The organism is Gracilimonas sp., assembly GCF_014762685.1.
Classification (GTDB): Bacteria; Bacteroidota; Rhodothermia; order Balneolales; family Balneolaceae; genus Gracilimonas.
On the sequence record NZ_JABURM010000005.1, the window covers coordinates 387,714 to 412,537 of the forward strand.

General features: G+C 40.6%; 19 protein-coding genes. 10 read left to right on the forward strand and 9 right to left on the reverse strand.

From position 1 onward, the window contains the following. The first annotated feature begins 113 nt into the window (after positions 1–113). Together ndk and HUJ22_RS01860 are read left to right on the forward strand one after the other, a co-directional pair. Positions 114–545 carry a nucleoside-diphosphate kinase gene (gene ndk, locus HUJ22_RS01855; protein ID WP_290872901.1) on the forward strand — a complete coding sequence of 144 codons (432 nt, stop codon included), beginning with the start codon at positions 114–116 and terminating at the stop codon, positions 543–545. An 87-nt stretch (positions 546–632) separates the two neighbouring features. Then, positions 633–1,853 carry a DUF1343 domain-containing protein gene (locus HUJ22_RS01860; protein ID WP_290872903.1) on the forward strand — a complete coding sequence of 407 codons (1,221 nt, stop codon included), beginning with the start codon at positions 633–635 and terminating at the stop codon, positions 1,851–1,853. Positions 1,854–1,863: 10 nt separating this feature from the next. Here HUJ22_RS01860 and rlmB read toward each other — a convergent pair whose 3' ends face one another. Then, entirely contained in the window at positions 1,864–2,604 is a 741-nt protein-coding gene (gene rlmB / locus HUJ22_RS01865; protein ID WP_290872906.1) for a 23S rRNA (guanosine(2251)-2'-O)-methyltransferase RlmB, read from the reverse strand. Positions 2,605–2,680: 76 nt separating this feature from the next. Between rlmB and HUJ22_RS01870 the strand changes: the two genes are divergently transcribed. The 4 genes from HUJ22_RS01870 to HUJ22_RS01885 all read left to right on the forward strand — a co-directional run bounded on the left by HUJ22_RS01870 (position 2,681) and on the right by HUJ22_RS01885 (position 6,172). Next, positions 2,681–3,031, forward strand: a complete 351-nt coding sequence (locus HUJ22_RS01870) for a hypothetical protein (RefSeq protein ID WP_290872908.1) — start codon at positions 2,681–2,683, stop codon at positions 3,029–3,031. A gap of 88 nt (positions 3,032–3,119) precedes the next feature. Then, on the forward strand, positions 3,120–3,983 hold the full coding sequence (locus tag HUJ22_RS01875; RefSeq protein ID WP_290872911.1) for a glycerophosphodiester phosphodiesterase: 864 nt from the start codon (positions 3,120–3,122) through the stop codon (positions 3,981–3,983). Between the two features lie 78 nt (positions 3,984–4,061). Then, positions 4,062–5,720, forward strand: coding sequence for a CTP synthase (locus tag HUJ22_RS01880; protein WP_290872914.1), 1,659 nt, complete (start codon positions 4,062–4,064; stop codon positions 5,718–5,720). Beyond that, positions 5,717–6,172 (forward strand): NUDIX hydrolase, encoded by a 456-nt coding sequence (locus tag HUJ22_RS01885; RefSeq protein WP_290872917.1) that lies wholly within the window; start codon positions 5,717–5,719, stop codon positions 6,170–6,172. Before HUJ22_RS01880 ends, HUJ22_RS01885 begins: the two co-directional genes overlap by 4 nt. Here HUJ22_RS01885 and HUJ22_RS01890 read toward each other — a convergent pair. After that, positions 6,144–8,207, reverse strand: a complete 2,064-nt coding sequence (locus HUJ22_RS01890; RefSeq protein WP_290872920.1) for a tetratricopeptide repeat protein — start codon at positions 8,205–8,207, stop codon at positions 6,144–6,146. The two genes, HUJ22_RS01885 and HUJ22_RS01890, sit on opposite strands and share 29 nt — an antisense overlap. A 173-nt stretch (positions 8,208–8,380) precedes the next feature. Between HUJ22_RS01890 and HUJ22_RS01895 the strand changes: the two genes are divergently transcribed. The 4 genes from HUJ22_RS01895 to HUJ22_RS01910 all read left to right on the forward strand — a co-directional run bounded on the left by HUJ22_RS01895 (position 8,381) and on the right by HUJ22_RS01910 (position 12,762). After that, entirely contained in the window at positions 8,381–10,036 is a 1,656-nt protein-coding gene (locus tag HUJ22_RS01895; protein ID WP_290872923.1) for an amidohydrolase family protein, read from the forward strand. Positions 10,037–10,198: 162 nt separating this feature from the next. After that, positions 10,199–10,924 carry a hypothetical protein gene (locus HUJ22_RS01900; RefSeq protein ID WP_290872926.1) on the forward strand — a complete coding sequence of 242 codons (726 nt, stop codon included), beginning with the start codon at positions 10,199–10,201 and terminating at the stop codon, positions 10,922–10,924. 122 nt (positions 10,925–11,046) lie between these two features. Further along, positions 11,047–12,105 carry a PA0069 family radical SAM protein gene (locus tag HUJ22_RS01905; protein WP_290872929.1) on the forward strand — a complete coding sequence of 353 codons (1,059 nt, stop codon included), beginning with the start codon at positions 11,047–11,049 and terminating at the stop codon, positions 12,103–12,105. Positions 12,106–12,381: 276 nt separating this feature from the next. Continuing rightward, a complete protein-coding gene (locus HUJ22_RS01910; protein ID WP_290872932.1) occupies positions 12,382–12,762 on the forward strand; it encodes an ankyrin repeat domain-containing protein in 381 nt (126 codons plus the stop codon). 84 nt (positions 12,763–12,846) lie between these two features. Here the strand turns inward: HUJ22_RS01910 and HUJ22_RS01915 are convergent, their stop codons facing one another. From HUJ22_RS01915 to HUJ22_RS01945, 7 genes are all read right to left on the reverse strand, one after another. Continuing rightward, positions 12,847–16,056: a glycosyl hydrolase gene (locus tag HUJ22_RS01915; RefSeq protein WP_290872935.1), complete on the reverse strand. Its 3,210-nt coding sequence runs from the start codon at positions 16,054–16,056 to the stop codon at positions 12,847–12,849. A 180-nt stretch (positions 16,057–16,236) separates the two neighbouring features. Then, on the reverse strand, positions 16,237–17,637 hold the full coding sequence (locus tag HUJ22_RS01920; RefSeq protein ID WP_290872938.1) for a RagB/SusD family nutrient uptake outer membrane protein: 1,401 nt from the start codon (positions 17,635–17,637) through the stop codon (positions 16,237–16,239). Positions 17,638–17,655: 18 nt separating this feature from the next. Next, positions 17,656–20,688, reverse strand: a complete 3,033-nt coding sequence (locus HUJ22_RS01925) for a TonB-dependent receptor (RefSeq protein ID WP_290872941.1) — start codon at positions 20,686–20,688, stop codon at positions 17,656–17,658. A gap of 326 nt (positions 20,689–21,014) precedes the next feature. Further along, entirely contained in the window at positions 21,015–21,725 is a 711-nt protein-coding gene (locus HUJ22_RS01930) for an SAM-dependent methyltransferase (RefSeq protein WP_290872944.1), read from the reverse strand. Beyond that, on the reverse strand, positions 21,725–22,207 hold the full coding sequence (locus HUJ22_RS01935) for a hypothetical protein (RefSeq protein WP_290872947.1): 483 nt from the start codon (positions 22,205–22,207) through the stop codon (positions 21,725–21,727). Before HUJ22_RS01935 ends, HUJ22_RS01930 begins: the two co-directional genes overlap by 1 nt. Beyond that, positions 22,200–23,369, reverse strand: a complete 1,170-nt coding sequence (locus HUJ22_RS01940) for a serine hydrolase (RefSeq protein ID WP_290872950.1) — start codon at positions 23,367–23,369, stop codon at positions 22,200–22,202. The genes HUJ22_RS01935 and HUJ22_RS01940 overlap by 8 nt, the downstream gene beginning before the upstream one ends. A 141-nt stretch (positions 23,370–23,510) precedes the next feature. Beyond that, positions 23,511–24,758 (reverse strand): DUF819 family protein, encoded by a 1,248-nt coding sequence (locus tag HUJ22_RS01945; protein ID WP_290872953.1) that lies wholly within the window; start codon positions 24,756–24,758, stop codon positions 23,511–23,513. Positions 24,759–24,824: the final 66 nt, after the last annotated feature.

The following is a 24,824-nucleotide window of genomic DNA, read 5'->3' on the forward strand; positions in this document are numbered from 1 at the left end:
TAAAGTAAAGTACTTAAAGGTTCGAAACTTGATGAATGAACCCGTATCTTTACGGAACATGTAATAGAGACACTGTAAGACTAAATGTTACAAAAATTTAATACACAATAATAATGGCAAAAGAAAGAACACTGACTATTCTAAAACCTGATTGCGTCCGAAAAGGACTGATTGGAGAAGTAACTAAGAGAATTCAAGAAGCCGGTTTTAAGATTCTGGCGATGAAAATGACTCGTTTAACTAAAGATACTGCCGGTGGTTTTTATGCAGTACACAAAGAGCGTCCATTTTATGAGGAGCTGTGTGAGTTCATGAGCAGCGGAGCATGCGTACCAATGATTCTTGAAAAGGAAAATGCTATTGCTGATTTTAGAAAATTAATTGGGGCTACCAATCCGGCAGAAGCAGATAAAGGAACTATACGGGCTGACTTTGCAGACAGCGTTGGAGAAAATATCGTTCACGGTTCTGATTCGGTGGAAAATGGCAAGATTGAAGCTGCTTACTTTTTTGCAGAGTCTGAAGTAGTAGCAAATCAAGCTTAAATTAATTGCGATAATCATACTACATTTGAGCCTCGTTTAAATTATTTGAACGAGGTTTTTTATTGTCCTTAATCTAAATCCATTGTCATGAAAACCCTTTTTTTTCTATTGCTGACCGGTATCATTTTTCTGAGTTGTGAAGTCCATGATGTAGAATCCCAGGCGAAGGTAAAGCTTGGAGCAGAGGTTCTTTTGGATAAACATCTTTTTGAATTAGAAGGAAAAAAAGTCGGACTTTTAATGAATCCTACCTCCCGGGTAGATGGTGTTCACATGTTGGATACATTATTAAGTTTGGGGATAGATATTACAGCACTTTTTGCCGCAGAGCATGGATTTAGGGGGGAATCGGGAGCAGGAGAAGTGATCAAAGACGGGATAGATCAGGAGACCGGTTTACCGGTATTTTCATTGTATGGTTCCGATAAAAAGCCAAATCCTGAAATGCTGGAAAATGTGGATCTTATTCTTTTAGACCTTCCTGATATGGGGGTAAGATTTTACACATACAATGCCACTATGGGATTAGTAGTGGAAGCAATTGCAGAAAACAATAAAGAACTTTGGATTTTAGATCGCCCTAATCCTTTGGGGGGAGAATACGTAGCCGGATGGACTTTAGAGGAGCAATATAAATCCTTTGTAGGATTTTATCCCATGCCGATAGCCTATGGGCTTACAATGGGTGAAATTGCACAAATGGCAGTGGGCGAAGAATGGCTGCACTTGCAAGCCAAACCGGATTATCGGATCATTAAAGCAGAAGGCTGGGAAAGAGATATGCTCTGGCCAGAAACAGGTTTAGAATGGATCCCGCCTTCACCAAATCTTCCAACTTTTGAACACGCCTTTGCATATACGGGAACAGTTATTTTTGAAGGCACAAATCTTACGGAGGGCCGGGGGACCACAGATCCATTTTTAATGATCGGGTCGCCGAATTTACAGTTCCATGCATCTGAATTGGATGCTATTGAAGAAAAGCATTCAATAAAACTGGATTCAGTATCATTCACTCCAATATCGATTCCGGGTAAGGCTATTTCTCCGAAACTTGAAGGAGAATTATGTATGGGGATTAAAATATCTTTCACTGACGAGTACTCTCAAACGGATCCGTTAAATTTGGGGCTCGACTTGCTTGAATTCGTCCGAAATCACACTGCTGATTTTGAGATTACCCCCTTTGCCAACCAGTTGTTTGGCATTGATCTGAAATCCGTTATCGAAAATGAGCGGGACATTCCTTCTTGGGAATCAGATGTAGAGGCGTTCAAAAAGCAAAGAAGCAGATATTTATTGTACTAAAGCCAATAATTTATTTGCGGCGTACCCATTCATAACACACCAAGGCGGCACTAACAGAGGCATTCAGTGATTCCACATTATTTTCCATGGGGATTTTGATGAGGGAGTCGCAACGTTTGAGGTTTTCCGGGTGTATGCCTTCGCCCTCACTCCCAATTAAAAAAGCTATAGGTCGATCCAAGTCGGCTTCCCACAAGCTTTGCGAAGCGTTGCCATCGAGCCCAACAATGGAAAAACCGGTAGCTTTTAAGTCTTTTAATCCCTGATTTAAATTATGGACCCGGATAATGGGAATTCGCCCGGCAGTACCCGCTGAAGTTTTAAATACAGTCGCATTTACAGGAGCTTGATTTTGCATGGGTATAATTACGGCCTCAATGCCGGCAGCAGCAGCTGAGCGCAAAATTGCGCCAAAATTGTGAGGATCTTCAATTCCATGAAGAAGCAGTACAGCCGGATTTTTAGAAAGGATCAAAGTTTCAACCCAATTAAAAAAGTTCGTGTATTTGGCGGCACTTAACTGGGCTACAAATCCCTGGTCGTTTACTTTACCTACGAGGTTATAGATTTTAGCTCCGGGAACCTTTACTAATGGAACCTCGTTTTCTAGTGCAAGATCATTGATATTTTGGTAAGTGCTTGCTTTGATATTATTTTTTACAAACACTTTATCTACCTCATTAGGCCGGTTCTGTAAGGCTTCTTCTACAGGATTGCGTCCATAAATGAAAAAATTCTCTGATTTTGGCATAAATTATTTTAAAGTCGTTTTACTTTCATTATAATAAATACAGGTTAGCTCATAGATTATCTAAATAATAAAGGACATGTTTGAACAAGAGGAATATAAAAATTCAACAGTTAGTGATGGGTTAAAGAAGTTAAATAATACTGACCAGAAAACGTCCGGGATATCTTTATTCATGGATCGTGTGCATTCCTTAAACGGTTTGCATTTTATTTCAGCTGCCATGCAGATTTTTTTAGGCACTTCTGTGGTAGCGCTTTCATTGTTAAATAGTATACAGCCTCTTTGGTTAGCAACTATCACGACAGTATTCGGAAGTATAACAACAATGGTCGGCTTATATTTTATGTACCGTACTATTACACAAACAGGCGCTTTCGATTCTTTGTTACACAAAGCAATTAAACGTGTGATAAATTCCCAAAATTAACTTTTTGACAGTTATTGTACTTCAATTATAAATGAACTCATGCTCATTGGAAAGATGAACTGTGGGTAAACTAAAGTAACAATAAAAATTGAGAATCTATTTTGTATTGATTGCTGTATTTATGGGGAGTTATAATTTGTCAAACGCTCAACCCAATATGCCCGAGCTCCCAATTCAACTATATTCAGATGATGGTGACGGATTTGTAATAATCGGCCATCGTGGTGCAAGTGCTTATCATCCGGAGAACACTATGTCTGCCTTTCGTGCCGCTTTTGAGATGGGAGCCGAGATGATTGAATTGGATGTAACACTCAGTAAGGACGGTATTCCTGTTGTTATTCATGATGAGACACTCGAAAGGACAACAAATGGAAAAGGCAAGGTTTCATCATTTACACTCAGTAAACTAAAAAAGTTAGATGCCGGATCGTGGTTCAGTAATACGTACCGTGGCGAGCAGATACCAACTTTGGAAGAAGTACTTGAGTTTGCCAGGGATAAAATTTCGGTGAACATTGAAATTAAGCCGGAAGCGGTAACAGATGAACTCACAGATGGTATAGAGGAAAAAGCGTGGGAACTCGTGAAAAAGTATCAGATGAATGAGTATGTATTGTTCTCAAGCTTCGATTACCGGGCAATAACTCATTTGAAGGAATTGGATGTGGACATCTCAGCGGCATTGCTTTATGAAAAACAACAATCTAAGGGGCGTTCACCGTCCCGGCTGGTTACCGATTACAGTGCGGACGCCTTTAACTGCAGTTATCGGGAATTTTCCAAAAAATGGGCCGATGAAGCGGATAGTGAAGGTTTTCCGGTCTTTGTTTATACCATAAATCATGAACGTCGCATGAAAAAAATGATCAAGAGAGGAGTGAGTGGTATTTTTTCAGATAAACCGGACTTACTGAAAAAAGTTGTTGATAACATGTGGAAAACAAAGTAGGTTTTCTCACCCATCTTGATTGAATAGGGAGAAGGAACCTCCTATATTTTACATCCATCAACTACACTCACATCCTGCATGTCTACTAAATATATTTTTGTAACCGGAGGGGTTACGTCATCACTTGGAAAAGGTATAATTTGTGCATCTCTTGGGCGTCTGCTCGTAGCGCAAGGCCTTAAAGTTACCATTCAAAAACTGGATCCATACATTAATGTAGATCCGGGAACCATGAATCCTTACGAACATGGGGAAGTTTACGTAACTGATGATGGTGCTGAAACAGATCTTGATCTGGGACATTACGAACGTTTTTTGGATATCAAAACCTCTCAAAGTAATAATGTAACTACCGGCAGAATTTACTATGATGTCATTTCCAAAGAGCGTCAAGGGGCATATCTTGGAAAAACGGTTCAGGTAATTCCACACATTACGGATGAAATTCAATCCCATGTTTTAAAACTGGGGCAGTCAGGTAATTATGATGTGGTAATCATAGAAATTGGCGGAACGGTGGGTGATATCGAGAGTTTACCCTATATCGAGGCTGTTCGTCAATTACGTTATAATGTGGGGCGACAGAATACACTTTCTATACATCTCACTTTGGTTCCTTATTTAGCAGCCGCAGGGGAACTGAAAACCAAACCTACTCAGCATTCCGTAAAAACACTTTCTGAAAGCGGACTTCAGCCTGATATACTTGTATGCCGTACAGAACAACCCTTAGATGAAACTATTAGAAGAAAGGTAGCTCAATTTTGTAATGTGGATTTAGAGGATGTGATTGAGTCCATAGATGCACGAAGTATCTACGAAGTCCCTCTTTTAATGCAGGAAGAAGGACTTGACAAGCGTGTAATCGAAAAGCTGAAATTAGAAACTAAAGAGCCAAATCTTGATAACTGGATTGGTTTTGTGGAGGCGGTTTGCAATCCTTCCGGGGAGATCAATATTGCGCTTGTTGGAAAGTATGTAGAGCATCACGATTCCTATAAATCCATCGTAGAAGCTTTTATTCATGCCGGGGCTGTAAATGACTGTAAAGTAAATATCAGGTGGATTCAATCTGATATTCTTAATAGAAAAAATGTAGCTGAGGAGCTTAAAGATATTTCAGGTGTGTTGGTAGCTCCCGGATTTGGAGGCAGAGGTATTGACGGAAAGTTAGCAGCCGTTGAACATGCTCGTGTAAACAATATTCCTTTTTTTGGAATTTGTCTGGGAATGCAATGTGCAGTTATTGAGTATGCAAGAAATGTATGCGGTTGGGAAGATTCTAATAGTACTGAGTTTAATGAAGACACAGAGTATCCTATTATTGATATTATGCACGACCAGAAAGACATTGAAAATATGGGCGGTACAATGCGGTTGGGTAAGTACGCTTGTAAGCTTGATAAAAGCTCAAAAGCATATGAAGCTTATGGAACAGAAAATATTGAAGAAAGGCATCGCCATCGCTATGAAGTGAATAATAATCTGCGCTATAAGTTGACTGAGAATGGGATGATTTTAGCCGGAATGAATCCCGAACGCGATTTAGTTGAAATCGTTGAAGTTCCCGGGCATCCTTGGTTTGTAGGGGTTCAGTTTCACCCGGAATTAAAAAGTACGGTGAATAATCCACACCAGTTGTTTGTTGACTTTGTAAAAGCCAGCTTAAAGCATGCAAAGTCTTTGAAGTTGTACAAACCATTGAAAAAAACAAAAGCAGTTGCAGATAAATCATGATCTCCGGCCGCTACTCGAATAAGCTTAGGGTTCGTTCGTGTGGCTTATTGGTTGAAACAAACAAACTGCTTCTTGTAGAGCTAAATTCGCCTGTGACCAATCAATGGACCTGGATTCCTCCGGGCGGAAAAGTTGAGTTTGGGGAAACTTTAGAGGAAGCACTAATTCGTGAGTTTCGGGAAGAGACAGGCTTGCGGGTATCAGTTGTGAAGCTTATGCATGTCAATGAGATCATAAAACCACCTATTCATGCCGTTGAGTTTTATTATCTGGTACAGAGAGAAGAAGGTGAGTTAAGATTAGGTGCTGATCCGGAATTAAAGGAAGAGCAACAGATTCTTCGAGATATCGGATTTTTTTCGAGACAAGATTTACAGAAAATGGCGGTATCTCCCAAATTTGTAGAGGATGAATTTTGGGAAGCTATGAAGAATGGAACCGATCAACGTTAGCCGGAAGCGTAAAACAAAAAGTACTTCCTTTTCCAACTTCACTCTCAGCCCAAATCCGGCCCTTATTTTTGGAAATAAAATCTTTGCATAGCATAAGTCCTAAACCGGTTCCTTTTTCATCATTGGTCCCGTCAGTGGTATAAAAACTGGTTTCATCAAAAAGCATATCAAGTTGTTTGCCGGATATACCAACCCCATTATCTTGAATACAGAATCGAACAATATCTCCTTTTATCTCTGACCAGACTTTAATTACCCCATTTTCCGGGGTGAATTTAATGGCATTGGAAAGAAGGTTTAAAATTACCAACCCGATCATATTTTTGTCAGCGTAAACTGAAATTTCAGGAGTTAGTTTATTTTGAATATCAATATTCTTATTACTTGCCTGGTACGATTGTATCTTTTGGTTTTCTGAAAATTGAGTACTCAAATTAAATTGTTCAGGTGCAACCTTATAGCCATCGAGTTGGCTTCGTGCCCAGTTTAAAAGGTTATTCAACAGGGTAGAGGTATATTTAAATTTATCAGCCAGTTCAGGAATTAAATCCTGGATTTGTTTTTTGGAAAGCTGATTCATTTCGGTGAGTGTGATGAATCCATACAGAGAACTCAAAGGGCCGCGAAGGTCGTGGGAGATTATGGAAAACAACTGTGTTTTTATTTCATTCATCTCCTTGAGCCTTTTCGCCTGATCTTCAATTTGAGTGTTTTTCTCATAAAGCAATTTATTGGCTTTCTTGCGGAGGGCAGAATTTCGATTTTGTCCATAGGCTACAAGTACGGCAATAACCAATAAAGAAAGTGTCAGGATAATCAGCATATTGCGATTACTAATCTGCTCTGAAGTTCTCAAGTTTTTTTCTCTTTGAGCTTCCCTTATGGCAAGTTCACGATCTTTAAATTGGTATTCAGCCTCCAGCCTGCCTACTTCCCGGCTTATCTCATTATTATTCAGGCTGTCTGAAAAAGCTTTGAATTTCTCATGAAAAGCCAAGGCATTTTTAACATCCCCTCTTTCCTTATGAATTTTATATAAGGTCTCTGAGGAAGTACTTTTTTGGGGTAATCCATTAAGTTTTTCAGCAATTTGGAATGCACGTTCTGCAAAATTGAGTGCCTGTTCAAGATTCCCCATTTGAAGATATGTAAGTGCAATACCATTCAAAGACTGAACTTTTTCAAGCTCATTTTCGAGAACATCATACACTTCAATCGACCGCTTAAAGTATTGAAGGGCGGTGCTATACTCCTTTTTTAACAGGTAAATTTCTCCCAGCTTAAAAGTAGATAACCCAATAGCACGCTGATCAAATGTTCCTCCATCAAAATTCAATACCCTTTCCAATTGTTCTTCAGCTTTGTCGAACTGCCCCAACTCATAATAAATAAAACCAAGATTTACGGGTATAGAAATAGTAGCGGGCTCTAATGTTTTTAAGGAATTTAGTTCAAGAAAGATTTCAAGAGCCCGGTCGTAATTTTCCAGCTTCAAATAGCTTACTCCAATATTATTCAGATTTTGAAATACACCGTTTTCATTACCCAACTCTTCAAATAAATTACGGGCTTCAAAAAAGTGCTCCAACCCCGGTTGGTAACTTCCTTGTGAGGCGTAGGAAATTCCTATGAGTTGATTTAGCAGTGCACGTTCCTCTCGAAATGCATCTGCTCCAGCTTCAGTAAGAGAAGAACTGGCAACTTCAAAAGCTTGTTGGTATTCACCTCGGTTAAAATGTACCGTTGCTATTAAGTAATGTGCGTAAAGTAATCCCTTGGTATATTTTACTTCTTCCGCTGTAACTGATGCTAACTTGGCGTAATACATGGTACTGTCAAGCTCAGTGAACCGGTAGGCCGTTCCTATTTTATTTAGAATGTTTACAGTCGAGCTGTCGGCCTTTAACTGCGCATTCTCAGAATATGGAAGTGCTTGTCGAAGGCTGTCTATCTTTTGTGATTGAGACACAGCAATATCCGGCAGAAATAAAAACAGCCAAAAGAAAAAGGGGAGTTTTAAGATTATCGTATTCAAGTTTGTGCGTATGTCTCTTATTTTTAGGACTAAATAGATGTATTCTGGTAATTTTTCAATTTGAAAAAGGGATTATTACACAACATTAATAAACTTCATAAGATATCTGCCTTAAAAGTTATCAAAACGCAGGGCTTTCCTTATATTCAAGAAATTCTAATCAAAAACTTAATATGAAAAAACTACTAATAACCTTATTTGCTTTAGCTGTCACAATAGCGAGTTGCACTAATAACGAAGATGTTAAGACGTTTGTGAATGCTAATGGATATACTCTTCTGGGAGATTCCCTGATTACTTTTGAAACGCTGATTATTGAAAATGGGAAAGTCCGGGAAATAGGAGGAAGTGAACTCTCTGAAAAATCAGCAGTTGGCGAGGTGATAGACCTGCAAGGAAAAACGGTACTTCCGGGGCTGATTGATGCCCATGGACACGTAATGGGACTAGGTTATCAAGAACTGAATGTAAATTTGTCCGGAATCAATACTCTTGAAGCAACTTTGGACACTATCAAAGCTTATGCTGAAGCCAATCCGGAATTGGAATGGATTCAGGGAAGAGGGTGGAATCAAACGCTATGGCCGGAAAATGAATTTCCTACAGCCGCTGATTTAGATAAAGTAGTGGATGATCGTCCTGTTTGGTTAACAAGAGTTGACGGACATGCGGCTTGGGCTAATACTAAAGCCATGGAACTTGCAGGCATTAGTAAGGAAACTCCTGATCCACAAGGCGGAAAAGTTATACGTGACCGAGCGGGCAATGCCACCGGTGTTTTTGTGGATGCGGCAGAAAACTATATAAACCAAATTGTTCCGGAACCTACTGAAACAGAAATGCGATTGGCTTTGGAAAAAGCGCTTGATCAAATGGCCAAAATGGGTCTTACCTCCGTTCATGATGCCGGAATTGGGATTGATACGTGGAACCTCTACAAAGAATTTGCGGATTCAGGAAAAATGACCACTCGAATTTATGCTATGATACGTGGAACCGGGACAGCTTTCGATGAACTTTCCAAAGCGGGTCCCATTAATTCTTATGCCGATGATCGATTGGCTCTTCGCAGTGTAAAGATTTCTGCTGACGGCGCATTGGGAAGTAGGGGCGCAGCTATGAAGGAACCCTACTCAGATGATCCCGGAAACAGGGGGTTACTATTTTATGAACAGGAGGAGCTGAATGAGATGGTGAAGAAGTCTGTATCAAATGGGTATCAAACAAATATACATGCCATTGGTGACCGCGCCAATGATGTAGTGCTCGATGCTTTTGAAATGGCCCGGGAAGAATTTGGTGACCAGGGATTACGGCACCGAATTGAACATGCTCAAATTGTTTCACTGGAGGATATTCCTCGCTTCAAAGAGCTGAATCTTATTGCTTCCATGCAGGCTACTCATGCCACCAGTGATATGAATATGGCTGAAGACCGGGTTGGGTCTGAACGAATAAAGGGGAGTTACGCCTGGCAGAAATTTTTAGATCAGGGTACCTTAATTGCCAATGGTTCCGATTTCCCGGTAGAACATTCCAATCCTTTTTATGGATTATATTCTTCAGTAACACGGCAAGATCATGAAGGAAACCCTCCCGGAGGCTGGTATCCTGATGAAGCATTAAGCCGTAAAGAAACGCTCAAATCTTTCACCATCGATGCCGCTTATGCTGCACATCAGGAAGATATTCTTGGAACACTTGAACCCGGTAAATGGGCTGATTTCATTGTTATTGACCGAGATTTCTTTGAAGTACCCGCGATTGAAATATGGCAAATCGAGGTATTGCAAACATGGGTAGCAGGAGAAAAAGTACATCCTAAATAACTTTAGGAAAGAGGAACAACCCGGCCATTGGAAAGTTAAAGGATTGAATACAAATCAATCCTTTAACAAACCATGAATTCAGTAACAGCCAGGTTTATTAGTGTGATAATAGCTGTTTTATTGTTCTCCGTGTCGTGTCATAGTTTTAAAAAGAGCAGTGATATGTCTCCTGTTTCACCTGTAATGCCTTCCGAGGAATCGATGAAAGTGGATTTTTCAGAGATAAAGGATAAACAGGCCAGTAATTCCACGGCATCAGGAGAATCAAATTTTGCTGTAGCTACAAAAGCAGCAACGGTTATGAAAGCCATTTTGGACCTCAATGTGGCCATACCGCGAACCTTAGTTAAGGCTGCACAGCGACATAACCCGGAATACATATCGGCTGGAGAATGGGAATGGAATTATTCGACTGAGGCCGGGGGAGATAATTTCGGAGTTCGTATAACCGCCAAAACAAATCCCAACAATGATGTAACATGGAGATTTTTTGTTACGAATTCTGCAACCGCTCCTCCCCTTAAAGATGCACTTTTTTTTGAGGGAAGGTCTGATTTTTTAGGTACTTCGGGTAAATGGATGTACTATAATCCTACAGCTGAAGACTATGAACAGGTTTCGCTGATAACATGGGAGAGAAATGAAAATATTGAATCTGTTGACCTGGAAGTAACCAGCGACAGAAATGACAATATGGGGGATATCATAGAATTTAACTTTGACGGGACAGTTAAAAAAGCCATTTATAGGGATGTTTCTTCAGGTGAAACGGCAATAATTAGTTACAACACAGAAGCAAACACAGGTTCAATTTTAGCTCCAGGATATAATAACGGCAATCGAGCTTGTTGGGATGAAACCCTGAAAAATATCTCCTGCCCGAAATGAAAATTATTTCAATAATGCTCAACCTTCGTTGAATTTATTTGGCAGGGCTTTTTTTGTTTTTGTTGTCATGCATGAATCATTATATTATATGTGTAATATATGTAATATAAATAAGGAAGGACATGGCAGATTCACAAAACCCATTGAGGGGGAGAGGGGCATCAGATAATCCAGTAAACCGGTTTGAGGGAAATTATATTGATTATGATTTGGATGAGGAAACCGGGGAAAAGCCGGCTCCAAAAACTCAGCTGATACGGGATGCTACCCAATCAGTAATCACTTATAACAAGAGCGAGGATATTGGATTCAATGCCAGCATAAACCCGTATAGAGGGTGTGAACATGGCTGTATTTATTGTTATGCGCGGCCTTATCACGAGTATTTGGGATATTCATCGGGGTTGGACTTTGAATCAAAGATTGTGGTGAAATATGATGCTCCCGAGTTGTTAAAGAAAGAGCTCAGCTCCCCCAAGTGGAAGCCTCAGGTGATTGCAATGAGCGGGGTAACGGATATCTATCAACCCGTAGAGAAAGAGTTAAAGCTGACCCGGGGTTGTCTTAAGATATTGGCAGAGTTTCGAAACCCCGTGGGACTTATTACTAAAAATCATCTAATTACACGTGATATTGATCTGTTGTGTGAGTTAAATGACTACAACTGTGTAAGTGTTACAATTTCGGTTACTACCTTAGACAACGACTTAACGGGGGTAATGGAACCAAGGACTTCCCGACCAAAGCGCAGATTGGAGGCAATCCGTAAACTGGCGGATGCTGGGATTCCTGTTGGGGTTAATGTAGCTCCCATTATTCCGGGCCTCACTGATCATGAATGTGCCGATATTTTGGAAATGGCAGCCGCAGCCGGGGCTTCCCATGCCGGCTATACCATTATTCGATTGCCTTATAAGGTTAAGGATATGTTTGTGGAATGGCTGGGGCAACATTATCCTGATCGAAAGAAGAAAGTTCTGCGGAAGATTATGGATATAAGGGATGGAAAATTGAATAATTACGAATGGGGAACCCGGATGAAGGGGGAAGGAAATTTTGCGAAACAAATTTCAGACCTTTTTAAGGTACAAACCAAGAAATTGGGGTTAAATGAGCAAAATCGCTATCTAACAACCGAACATTTTGTTCGCAGTACCGGCTCTCAGCTTAATTTATTTTAAAGAATTATTTTTTTTACAATAAAAGCGAAACTATTTCGTCTGTTATTCGTCTTTATGTATGAAAGTAGTTTATACCCGGTATCCTTAAAAGGTAATATAAAGACGTAGCTTTCTAAACATGCCTCTTTGATTTGGATATCGGGTTTTTTTATGTCTTTGAATTTTCCTGTTCATCCAATCTTCAAAATAGATTTGTATTTCTAATTTGACATTTGAACACCTGCAAATTACAATACAGATGCCAATCTAAAATCTCAGTTAAGGAGGATATACGTTATGAACGAAGAAACATTTCTTGAAGCCGCAGAAGCCGGCGACTTTGAAATCATTTCAGGGTTGCTAAGTGACGGAGTTGATGTTAATACAAAAGACCATCATGACCGTACAGCATTACTGAAAGCAGCTAAGCATGGCCATAAAAATATTGTTGAGTTTTTGGTTAAACATGGAGCTGAAGTAGATCATAGAGACAATCGCGGGACTTCAGCTTTATATTGGGCATCTACAAATGGCCACTATGACATTGTTCAGTTTTTGATAGAGCACAGTGGAGATGTTGACGTACATGATGACAGGGGCTGGTCAGCTAAAGATCAGGCAATAACACATCATCACGATCAGGTGGTTGAGTTATTAAATGCTGCCGGTGCGCATTGAGTTATAGACTGTTAGGAAAAGAATACATAAAAAAAGCAGTGATAATTTCTTATCACTGCTTTTCTAATTTTATAACTTAGTTAATCAATTTTCTATAGGAATGGAGCGTTGCTCTATCTCCTGAATTAAATCCGGTAATTCTCCTTCAAAAATTGGGGCAATACGCTCAAATTGCTCATCTATTTGAGCAGCAAGATCAACATAAACTTCATATTGCTGTTGTGTCGGACGACCATCTCCGGTTGCAACAGTACTGGCTAAAGAAGCCAATTTGTTGTTAAGCTTGATAGGGAAGTTTAATACATCCTGATATGATTCTGCTTTGGTTTGCATTAACTCACTTTCTACTTCTTCCAAAACTTTCAGCATGGCATCTGCCCGTTCCTGAATTTCAGTATTAGCTGAAAAATCAGCTTTCACGTCATTAATTTCATCACGTACTTTACGGATTCTGTTAATGGTTTTATGAGTCGTATCCAGCTTGGCAATAATGGTCTGGTGGAGATCAAACTGCGCCTGGAAGTCTTCTTGAGTAGTTTCGATGCGTGGATCTTTTGTTATTTCAAAAGTTTGGCTTCCCACTACTTCATCATCCACCAGCAAGCGAACTTCGTAAGAACCGGGGACGGCTCGGGGACCAATAGTAGAGCCGGACCACAGGATTTGACGCCCGTCTAAATCTGTAGCTCCTGGATATCTCATATTCCACTCAAAAGAATTATTTCCTTCTTTAGTTGTCAGAACATCAGAAGGAACATTATGTTCTTTTTCATAAAATTCTTCAGATTCTTTAACCGGTTTGCCTTCCAGGTTTTCCTTGTTGGAAAATGTTCGAATTACTGAACCTTCAGGCTCAACAAACTGAAGCTTAACTTCGGCATCAGGTACATTGTTGAGGTTGTAATAAACGACTACACCGTCTTTAGGATTTTCGCCGAATGTTTCTCCAGGCTCTACTTCGGTATGTCTTCCGAATAAATAGGTAGTTTCGGGCTTGAAAAGGTGGTAGTCAGAATTTTTGACGTCATTACTGAGTTGATGCAATACCGCCAGATCATCAAGAACCCAAAAAGAGCGACCTTGAGTAGCTACAATTAAATCTTTGTCCCTTTTATGAACATTCAAATCAGTTATAGGTACATTAGGAAGGTTTAACTGAAGTGGTTGCCATTTGTCTCCATCATTGAAGGAAACATACAATCCGGTTTCTGTTCCTGCATATAGCAGTCCTTGTTTGTTAGGATCTTCCCTAATTACCCGGGTAAAATCTCCTTCAGGAATACCGTTGGTTATTTCCGTCCAGCTTCGTCCATAATTTGTTGTTTTATAAAGCATGGGTGAGAAATCGTCGAATTTATAACGATTAGCTGCCAGATAAGCAGTTCCCGGATCATGCGGAGAAGGGTCAATAATACTTGCCATAGCTTCCGGCATGCCGTTTGGAGTCACTTCATTCCAGGTCTCGCCATTGTCTCGGCTGACGTGAATCAGTCCGTCATCTGCTCCTGTCCATAATACACCCGGTTGGATAGGTGATTCAGCAAAGGTGAATACTGTGTTGTAGTATTCTACACTGGTGTCATCTTTTGTAATCGGTCCGCCCGATTCACCTTGTTTAGATTTATCGTTTCGGGTAAGATCATCACTGATGGTTTCCCAACTCATACCTTCATCAGTAGATCTGTGTACATACTGAGAAGTTGCATACAATATGTCGGAGTTGTGAGGGGAAATATAAATTGGGAAGGTCCATTGAAATCTATATTTCAGATCCTCGGCACCGGCACCCATGGGGTTATCCGGCCACACGTCAATACGGTCACTTTGATTAGTAAAGTCATTAAACTTATTAAAGTAACCTCCATAACTACCGCCGTAAGTTACATTGGGATCGTCAGGATCGGGGGCAATATATCCGCTTTCGCCACCGGCTACAGGAGCCCATTCTCTTTCAGTGATGCCACTGCCTGCTGTTCGGCTCAATATTCCAACGGTACTGTTATCCTGCTGTGCACCGTATATTCGGTAAGGAAATTGATTATCTGTGATCACCTGATAAAATTGAGCTGTTGCATATTTATGATATGAAGACCAGCTTTTTCCGCCATTATATGTTACTTGCCCACCGCCGTCATCAGCAATAACCATACGTTCAGGATCAGTTGGAGAGATCCATAAATCATGATGATCACCATGAGGTGTGCCTATTCTTTCAAAACTGCTTCCACCGTCTGTTGATTTATGGAAACTCACATTCAATACATATACTTCATTTTCATCTTTTGTACCTGCAACTACGTGAGTATAATACCAGGCACGCTGGCGAAGATTACGATCTGCACTGGTTCTTTGCCAGGTTTTTCCACTATCATCCGAGCGGAATAAACCACCGTTTTGGCTTTCGATAATAGTCCATACACGGTCTGAATTCAAAGGAGAGATTGCCACTCCAATTTTACCTTTGATGCCTTTTGGCAGTCCCGGTCGTTGAGAAATATTTTCCCAGGTTTCGCCACCGTCCACACTTTTGTAGAGTCCACTTCCTTCACCACCACTCGACATTTCCCATGCATTACGGTAAGCCTCCCACATGGAAGCGTACAAAATTCTTGGGTTATTTGGATCGATTTCTATATCAACGGCACCGGTTTTTTCATTATGATAAAGTACTCGTTCCCAATTTTCACCACCATCTGTGGTTTTGAAAACACCTCTTTCGGTGTTGCCTTCATTTCCAAAAGCATGGCCCATTACGGCAACCCATGCTACATCTTCATCGTCAGGATGAACTACAATTTCACCTATGAAGTGAGAATCACCAAGGCCGATATGTTCCCAGCTGTTTCCGCCATCAACAGAGCGGTACATTCCATCACCGGCTGACATATTACCACGGATACAGGTTTCACCCATCCCGGCATAAATCACATTACTGTTCGAAGGGGCCACAGAAATTGCACCCACCGATCCGGTTTTAAAATATCCATCTGATACATTATACCAGTTGTTTCCACCATCTGTGGTTTTATAAACACCACCGCCGGTAAAGCCCGCATAATATGTATGTGGGTGATCTTGATGGCCGGTAACTGCAACTGAACGACCGCCTCTAAAAGGCCCGATGTTTCGATATTCTAATTCTTGAAATAAAGACTCTTCGTAATCTGGATTAGAAATTTCTTCACCATGTCCAAAAATCTGAGCTTGAACTGATGTTGAAAATCCCCATATAAACATGAGTGCTATTATAAAGATGTAAGCACTTAATTTTGGTTTGTAGCTTTGTTGTGTCATTGATAACTAATTTTATTAAAGATTTGCTATAAGGCGGATACGATTAATGTATAAAAAAATACAGCGGGTCCGCGTAAAAAAATGTGAATGAAAATCACAGAAACAGATAGGCTGGTATTATATACAAAAAACCCCGGCTATTAAATGCCGGGGTTTTAAATTAATAGGCTGATTTACAGATTAATTGTAAGCAGAATTTTGCTCAAGGTTTTCATTCGCATCTATATCTCTGGATGGAATAGGAAAAACCTGGCGGCCGGCATCGGTAAGTGATACAGGATCTCCGTTTAGTCGGTCAATATTGGTAAGAGTATTTAGGGCATTTCCGGTGCGAACCAAGTTATACCAGCGATGGCCTTCCTGAATGAACTCAATACCGCGTTCATGCTCAATGGCTCCTAAGATTTCATTGGCATCCACACTGGTTACAAGTGTATCTGCAAGTCCTGCACGGTTTCTGATCTCATTAAGATCAGAAACGGCTCCTGAAAAATCAGGAGTAGCCTTACGTACGCGAGCTTCAGCCCTGTTCAGATACATTTCAGCAAGCCTGAGAATCTGAATATTATCATCACCACCGGCTTTTGAATATTTGGTAGAATAATAAGCGCCAACATTTGAGTCAAAACCGATAAGGTCTCCTCGCTCATCATCTGACCGCGAATTCACCATATTCACAAAATCTTCGTGCAATGCAATATCGCCACGACCACCACCACTTGAAGGGAAATACCAGAAACGGATATCGTTACCGTCAGTAGTATTATATGTTAATTCAAAGATGGCTTCAGCTGTATTTTCATTAGCGAAGATACTGGCAAAATCTTCAACAAGGTCGAATCCATAGTTTTCAATAACTTCTGTAGCGTAGCTTTCAGCTCCTTCAAAATCTTCAGTGTAAAGATCCAATCTTGAAAGTAAAGCTTTAACTGATGCATCAGAAGCACGATTAGGTGTGGAAAACCCTGCTGTTGCCAAAAGAGTTTCTGCTTCTTCAAGGTCATCTCGTACCTGTTGATATGAATCCGCAATGGAAGCTCGAGAAGGAAAACTGCTTTCGTCGATTTGACGAGAAGGAGTGGTTACAAGAGGTATTCCCTGCTCACCATAAACACCTTCAACACCACCAAAAGTACGAGTCAGATCAAAAAAGGCAAGAGCCCGAATAAAGTAGGCTTCACCAAGTATTTGATCACGTACGGTTTGTGGTATGTCATCAACGTTTGGTAATTCAGCAATGATATTATTTGCGTGATTTACTGTGGAATACATTTGCTCCCACATATTACGGACCTCCAGGTTACCGGCTGAGGTTACATAGGTATCCATTTCCCGGTAGAAATCCCAGGTACCAATACTTTGCGAGATGTCTGCAGAAACGTCACCCGAAATCTGCAGGTTACTCCCGTAATAATCAGTTGATTGAACTTGACTATAAAGACCGTTAAGAGCTGCTTGAGCACTTTTTTGATCCCTTATAGCAATTTCGTCCGATATTGCTGTTTGCGGTTGTTGATCTAATACATCACAACCTACCGCTGCCACCAATGTAATAAGTAGATATTTTTTAAAGTTTTTCATGATCAATAATATTTTCAATTAAAATGAGATGTTGATACCGCCCATGATAGACCGTGCCTGTGGCATGGTATAAAACTCAATACCCCGGGTTAAGGGCGAGGTAGCAGTTGCTGTAACTTCAGGATCTAAACCACTGTAGTTGGTAAAGGTCAACAGGTTTTGCCCGGTTACATATATTCGGGCACTTGAGATTCCTGCGCCTAGTTTGTCAAGTATCTCAACAGGAACTGAATAACCTAAAGTGGCATTTTTGAGCCTCATGTACGAACCATCTTCAACAAAACGTGAAGGGCGCAAGTTACCGGCATAGTTAGAACTTGTCATACGCGGAACCATTGTTTGGTCTCCGGGTTGTTGCCATCGATCTAACTGAGAGCTTAAGTAACCGGTATTACGAGTTCCTCCGTGCTCCTGGAAAAATCTGTTCCAGTGAAGCTGATCATTTCCGTAACTGTACTGGAAGAAGATGGAAAAATCGAATGCTTTGTAGTTAACTTTGTTGGTAATTCCTCCAAAGAAATCAGGATTTGCATCTCCAACGATCTTTCTGTCCACATTAGGATTGAAAGTACCGTCACCATCAACATCAGTGAAGATTGGTTCACCGGTATCGGGATCTACTCCGATCTGCTCATGGAAGTAGAAAGAATACATTGGAATTCCTTCCTCATAGCGATAGATGTCACGGTTATATACATTGAATGGCGCTGCAAGTTTGGTAATCTTATTACGATTACCTGCAATATTGAACATTACGTTCCAATTCATATCAGTATTTTGGATGATATCTGCGGCAATACCAAGTTCCATCCCTTTATTTTCTACTTCACCAAAGTTCTGCACAAGCTCACTGAAACCTGTAGACATTGGTACGGGTACGGCAAGCAACAAGTCTTCTGTTTTCTTGTCATAGTAGTCATAAACAATGTTTAGACGGTCATCAAATAACCCGATGTCAATACCGATATCAAGTTGTTTGGTTGTTTCCCATTTAAGATCAGGATTGGCAAGCTGGTCAGGACTTGTTCCGGGACTGTCGCCATAACTTTCTCCCCCCCAAAGGCCACGGGCCTGGAAGTTGTTAATGCCACTTTGATTACCGGTGATGCCGTAACTTGCACGAAGTTTCAGTTCAGAAATTTGGTCAATAGTGAAGAAATCTTCTTCAGAGACAACCCATCCCAAAGCTGCAGAGGGGAAAGTACCCCAGCGATTATTTTCACCGAATCGTGAAGAACCATCTCTACGAACAGTAAAAGTTGCAAGATACTTACCATCATACTCGTACTTCAAACGTCCGAATAAAGATGCAATTCCCCAACTTGTTCCTGATGAGGAAGCAGACTGCACTGCGGCATCCTGAACTCTTCTGAAGTCATTACTTGGAAATTGCTCACCTTCGGCAGTAGTTCGCTCAAAAGTGGATTCTTCAACACTGGTACCTAATAGGGCACTAAAGCTGTGGTTAGATCCAACGTCGAGCAGGTAGCTCAGCGTGTTTTCACCGGTCCATGTCTGAATTATAGCTACGGTTGAAAGAGCACTTCCGTTTACTGCAGATCCGTTATTCAGCAGTGTATTGTCATAGCGATCTTCTTTAATCTGGTTATAATCTAAACTCCAACTGGTTCTGAAAGTTAAACCTGGCACAAACTCATAATCTGCAAAAACATTACCGATGAGCCTGTTAACATCCATATTGAAATCTACTTCATTGGCTGCTGCAACAGGATTTTCAAAAATACTGAATTTAGTATAGTTACCATCATTGTCATACACAGGCAGATTTGTTGGTAAAAAATAAACTCCACCCAAAACACCTGTAATATTATCGTTATTACGAGCCCGATTACGGTTCGAGTAGGAATAGGTAGTGCTGGTTCCAAAAGTTAGTTTTTCAGAGGCGAGAATATCAAGGTTTAACCGGGCACTGTTTCTGGTATAAGTAGCCGGCTTTACAACTCCATCCTGATCAAATGCTGAACCAGATACAGAATATTTAATTGCTTCATTTCCGCCACTTACTGATATATCATAGTTTTGAACAATTCCCGTTCTGAAAACCTGGTTTGCCCAGTTAGTGTTGGTAGTATTGGATGGATTCGCATAAGGTTCAGGCTCTCCATTATTAGCTGCAGCTTCATTCATAAGCATTTCAAATTCCGATCCGCTTACGAGGTCAGGCATATTAACGGGCTCTTCAACTCCTCTGTACATGTTAATGTTCACACGAGGTTCTGTAAATCCGCCACGTTTTGTTGTTATTAAAACAACACCATTTGCTGCACGAGCTCCATATATAGAAGTAGCAGAGGCATCTTTCAATACTTCAATAGATTCAATATCTGATGGAGCAATATCGGCAAGGGCACTGGTTGTTTCACCACCAAGACCTAAACCAAAGTTACCGGTTTGGATTGGTATTCCGTCAACAACGTAAAGAGGATCGCTTCCACCTGAGATAGACGAGGTTCCGCGGATTTTTACAAAAATCCCTCCACCGGGGGTACCAGAATTGGCACTTACTTGTACACCTGCGGCTCGACCTTGCATGAGCTGATCGGTACTGGCCGAAGGAGTATTGGCAATATCTTCAGAAGAAATTGAAGAAACAGCACTTGTTAATGTTTTACGATCTTGTTCACCGTACCCCACAACAACGACATCTTCTAAGAGCTGTATATCTTCTGCGAGTTGCACATTAATGGTTTCTCGGTTACCAACTACAATTTCTTGAGTTTGAAAACTAATTGAGCTAAACACCAGTACAGCTTCAGAATTTGAAACTGCGATCTCATAGTTTCCGTTGGCGTCGGTGCTGGTACCATTATCGGTGCCTTTCTCCAGTATTGTTACACCGGGGAGAGGCTCTCCGTCAGAAACAGAAGTCACTGTTCCGTTAATAGTTATTTGAGCATATGAAACGGCGGTAATGCCGAACATAAATAAAAAAAGGCATGCTAATTGCCATACCCTGCTCACTACACTTAATAATTTGTTTTTCGAAGGAGACACAGCTTGCACCGTGTCCGGTTTGTATCTGTAGGTCATATAGTTCTTCCTTGTTGATTTTAATATTAATTCTAACATTCAAATACAGGTATGATAATTAGATAGTATTTGAATCTTATGAGATAGTTATGCTCTCTCGTTAATTGTGTATTTGATGATTAATACGTTTAGAAATTATATTTCTATTGTAAGAGCTCATTCAGACTACTTAATCAAAAGGTGAATTTCAATTCGATTTATTTTTTTGAAAAAAAAGATGCTCTTTCATCAAATCTTCATAAAACAGTAATCTATGAATAAAGATGTCAGAATGGATCTTAGGAATTACTGTTAATTGTTGTAAACCCATTTTTTGGGGTTGCAGATTATTTCCCGTAAATCATAAAAATGGTGGGGCGTTTGTGGAGATCCGGAAGTTTATCTGATGCCCATTCTGAAACATATTTAGAAATGATTTCTTCGGAGGGCAAGGTAATATCGGTAGCTGTACAAACTCTTGTTGTTGATGAACAGGTGGAAAGTATATCTTTTAAGAGTTCATTATTTCGATAGGGAGCTTCCATAAAGATTTGGGTTCGGTCATGCCGGCGGGATTCTCCTTCAAGTTGAGTGATCATGGATTTTCGTTTGTTTTGATCCATGGGCAAATATCCGTGAAAAGCAAAGTTTTGTCCGTTAAATCCGGAAGCCATTAAAGCCAGTAAAATAGAAGAAGGCCCTACTAAAGGAATTACTTTTATACCATTCTGATGAGCCATTTTAACCAATTTTGCTCCCGGATCTGCTACTGCAGGTGCACCGGCTTCAGAAAGAATACCCGCATTTTTGCCTTTTTTGATTGGCTTTAAAAAGGAATGAATTTCTTGGTCAGGGGTATTTTTATTGAGATGGTAAAACTCAATTTCGTACTCCGGAACCGTATCGCCGGCCCATTGCAAAAAAGAAGTGGCACTCCGGATGTTTTCGACCATTAATACATCCAGCGACCGAAGAATAGTTAAGGTATGTTCGGGGAGGGTGTTATTATCAGGAGTGTTGCCCAGTGTGGTGGGGATGAGGTATAAAGTACCAGCCATTAATCTACTCTTTCGATTTCAAATTTTTCGTCATTTTCATCTGCAACTTTACGGCGGATGTATCGGTTCACAAAAAAGCCAAATATCACGGTAACCGTAAACCCAATGAAAGCTACACTCATATTAAAAAAGGAAGTGCTTTTTTGAATCTGAAATGTAGGGTAGAGTACAATTTCCTGGAAATTCCCTTTTTTATAACGAATGGGAATATTGGAGCTTTCCATGAGTTCCTGAGCCATTTGAATTGAGAGGGAAAGCCGCCGTTCTATGACTTCCTCATCTACTTCAAACTTGATATCAACATATCCATTGCTTTGAGCTGCAATTTGTTTGATATCAAAGTCAGTAACCTCTGCCAGATAAGTGGTCCCATTTTCGTAGGTATCAATAGAACCCTGATAAACCAATCCCTGTTGTATAATTAGAAAAAGGAGATAGGCCGGAACCACCCAGTAGAGGGTTAAAAAACGGTATTTATTCATTGTTCATTCCTATTTTATCCAATGTGGTTTCGTAAAGGGCCGGATCCCAAATAAGACGTTGCTGATAATCTTCCTGCATGTGATTGGCTGACATATGTACCCAAAAGCCTACCGGCAGCTGATCAAAAAAGATAGCCTGTACAGAGGTATGACCGTCATAAATAGAGGTGCCGAAATCGATGCCGCCTAACAACCCCATACGATTATCATAAATGGCTCCGTAGTCTTCAAAACTCCGAGCAATCGGTTCTGACCCCATCGGCCATCGCAATTTTTGTTTTACTTGTTCAGAGACACTTTGAGATATAATGTTATTATCAAGCAGTTCAGCCATTAATGCAGTGAGTTGGTTTGTGGTAGCTCGGGGGAAATAAGCCAATGCATCTCGTTCCTGCATAAAGGTGATAGACAAGCGGTCATCTTTAAATTGTTCTTTAATTTTTTGATTGTAATCAGGATCGTTCTTCAGTTTCAAAGTTTCATCAATAGCTCTTTCTGCAAATGACGAAAAATTGCTTTCATCCAGCTTTGAAGTATCATTTAGAGAGGGATTGATGGTTATATACATTCCGCTGAATGGAAGTGGCCGGGAGGTTTCAGGCATATTCAGGGTATCCATGACCGCCCGTATATTTTCTTCTCCCAATCGAAACCAAAGATAATCAGCGGCTACCAAATCACTGTTTTGAAGCATGGCGAGAACTACATCATCGAGCGGAGCGGTTCCATCTTCAAATTCTTCCACTAGCTTCTGGTGATTATTTTCACTGATTTCAGGTAAGGCAAACTGCTTTATTTCTTCGAGATTTATAACCTCCGCCGGATCAAGCATTCCTTCCGCAACCTGTCGCTCATATTCTATCAGGAGAAATAAATTGGATGTTGCCCCCAAAGCTCTTGGCATTTCAGCCTGATAATATATTCCTGAATCAGGATTATTGACATTATAAGAAGTAATGGATACCCATTCCGGGTGCTCTCCGACAAATTGGGCAAGCCCTTTTAATGAATAAGTATTTTCAATGTATTGACTCCCTTCGGCCATACCTCTTTTATTTTCGAAAAGGGTTTTAAAGCCGGAATAATTAAGGCCAATGACCATCGCAAAAACAGCGGCTGCAGCAGTCAGAAAAACGAGTAGAAACTTGAGTGCTCTCTTCAATAATTGGAGAATTTAACAGGATTGAAATTTATGGTTCAAAGATACAAAGAAGAAAAGAGCTTATCCTCTGTTTGTTGGCGGTTATTTCTTATGAAAGTTAATCAACTTCAAATAAGGAAATAACCCGAGCAATCATCAATTTTAAAAGCCTGATACGATTCGCATCATCTCAGCACTTAGCCAGGCTCCATAGGTTCCGAGAGCATATCCCAAAACAGCTAGTAAAACCCCAACCGGAGCTAAGGCTGGATGAAATGCTGAAGCTACGATTGGAGCGGAAGCGGCACCGCCAACATTGGCCTGGCTTCCAACCGCAACAAAGAAGAACGGAGCTTTGATCACTTTCCCAACCAACAGTAATATGGTTACGTGAATAAGTATCCAAACGGCACCAATAACAAAATAACCGGGCGCATCCAGCATTGAGGCAATATTCATTTTCATCCCAATTGTCATTACTAAAATGTAGAGAAATAAGCTTCCGATTTTTGAAGCTCCGGCCCCTTCAAGGGTGCGTAATTTGGTAAATGAAGCGATGAGCCCGCCGGTAGTCGCGACTACAATAATCCAGAAAAAATTGGAGTTCAGGCTCAGGTCTGCCAGGGAAGGAGCATTGGCATCAATCCAGGGAGCAATGGAATCGCCTGCTAAATGACCAAGTGCTGTAAGTACAAAAGCCACAGCTATGATTTTAGTGAAATCAACAAGGGTAGGAATGCGGGCAATATTTGCCTGATAATCCGCAATCTTATTTTTTAATTCGGTAATGGCTGAAGCATCGGCTTTAAACCAGGTATCTACCCGGTCCGAGATTCCGGCTCCATATAACAGGAAGGCCATCCAAATGTTGGCTACAATGATGTCCACAGTCACCATGGCTCCAAAAAGGTCCGTGCTTGGTTCATAAATTTCCAGCATCGCGGTTTGATTGGCACCACCCCCAATCCAACTGCCGGCTACGGTTGCAAGCCCGCGCCAAACTTCATCGGCTCCTGTTCCTCCAATTATCTCAGGACTGATGGTTCCTACGATCAAAATTGCAATTGGACCACCAAGCATAATGCTGAAGGTTCCTGCCAAAAACATGATAATTGCTTTTGGGCCAAGATTCATGATTCCCTTCAGATCAATACTCAAAGTTAGCAGCACCAAACTTGCCGGCAGTAAATAACGGGATGCGATGTAATATAAATTTGAGTCTGCTTCGGAGACAACACCGAAAGTAGTTAGCAGTGAAGGCAAGAAATAGCACAGCAACAGTGAAGGGACAAACTTGTAGAATTTTTTCCATTTTGGATTGTCGCTGTGGGAGGTGATAAATATCCCGGCTAAAATAGCCATCAAAAGTCCAAAGGTGACTGCATCGCTTGTAATTAGTGCTGAGTCCATGAATGTAGAATGATTTCAGATTTCAAAGTCGTGTGAGAATACAAAATTCTAAGCAATGTGGCATTC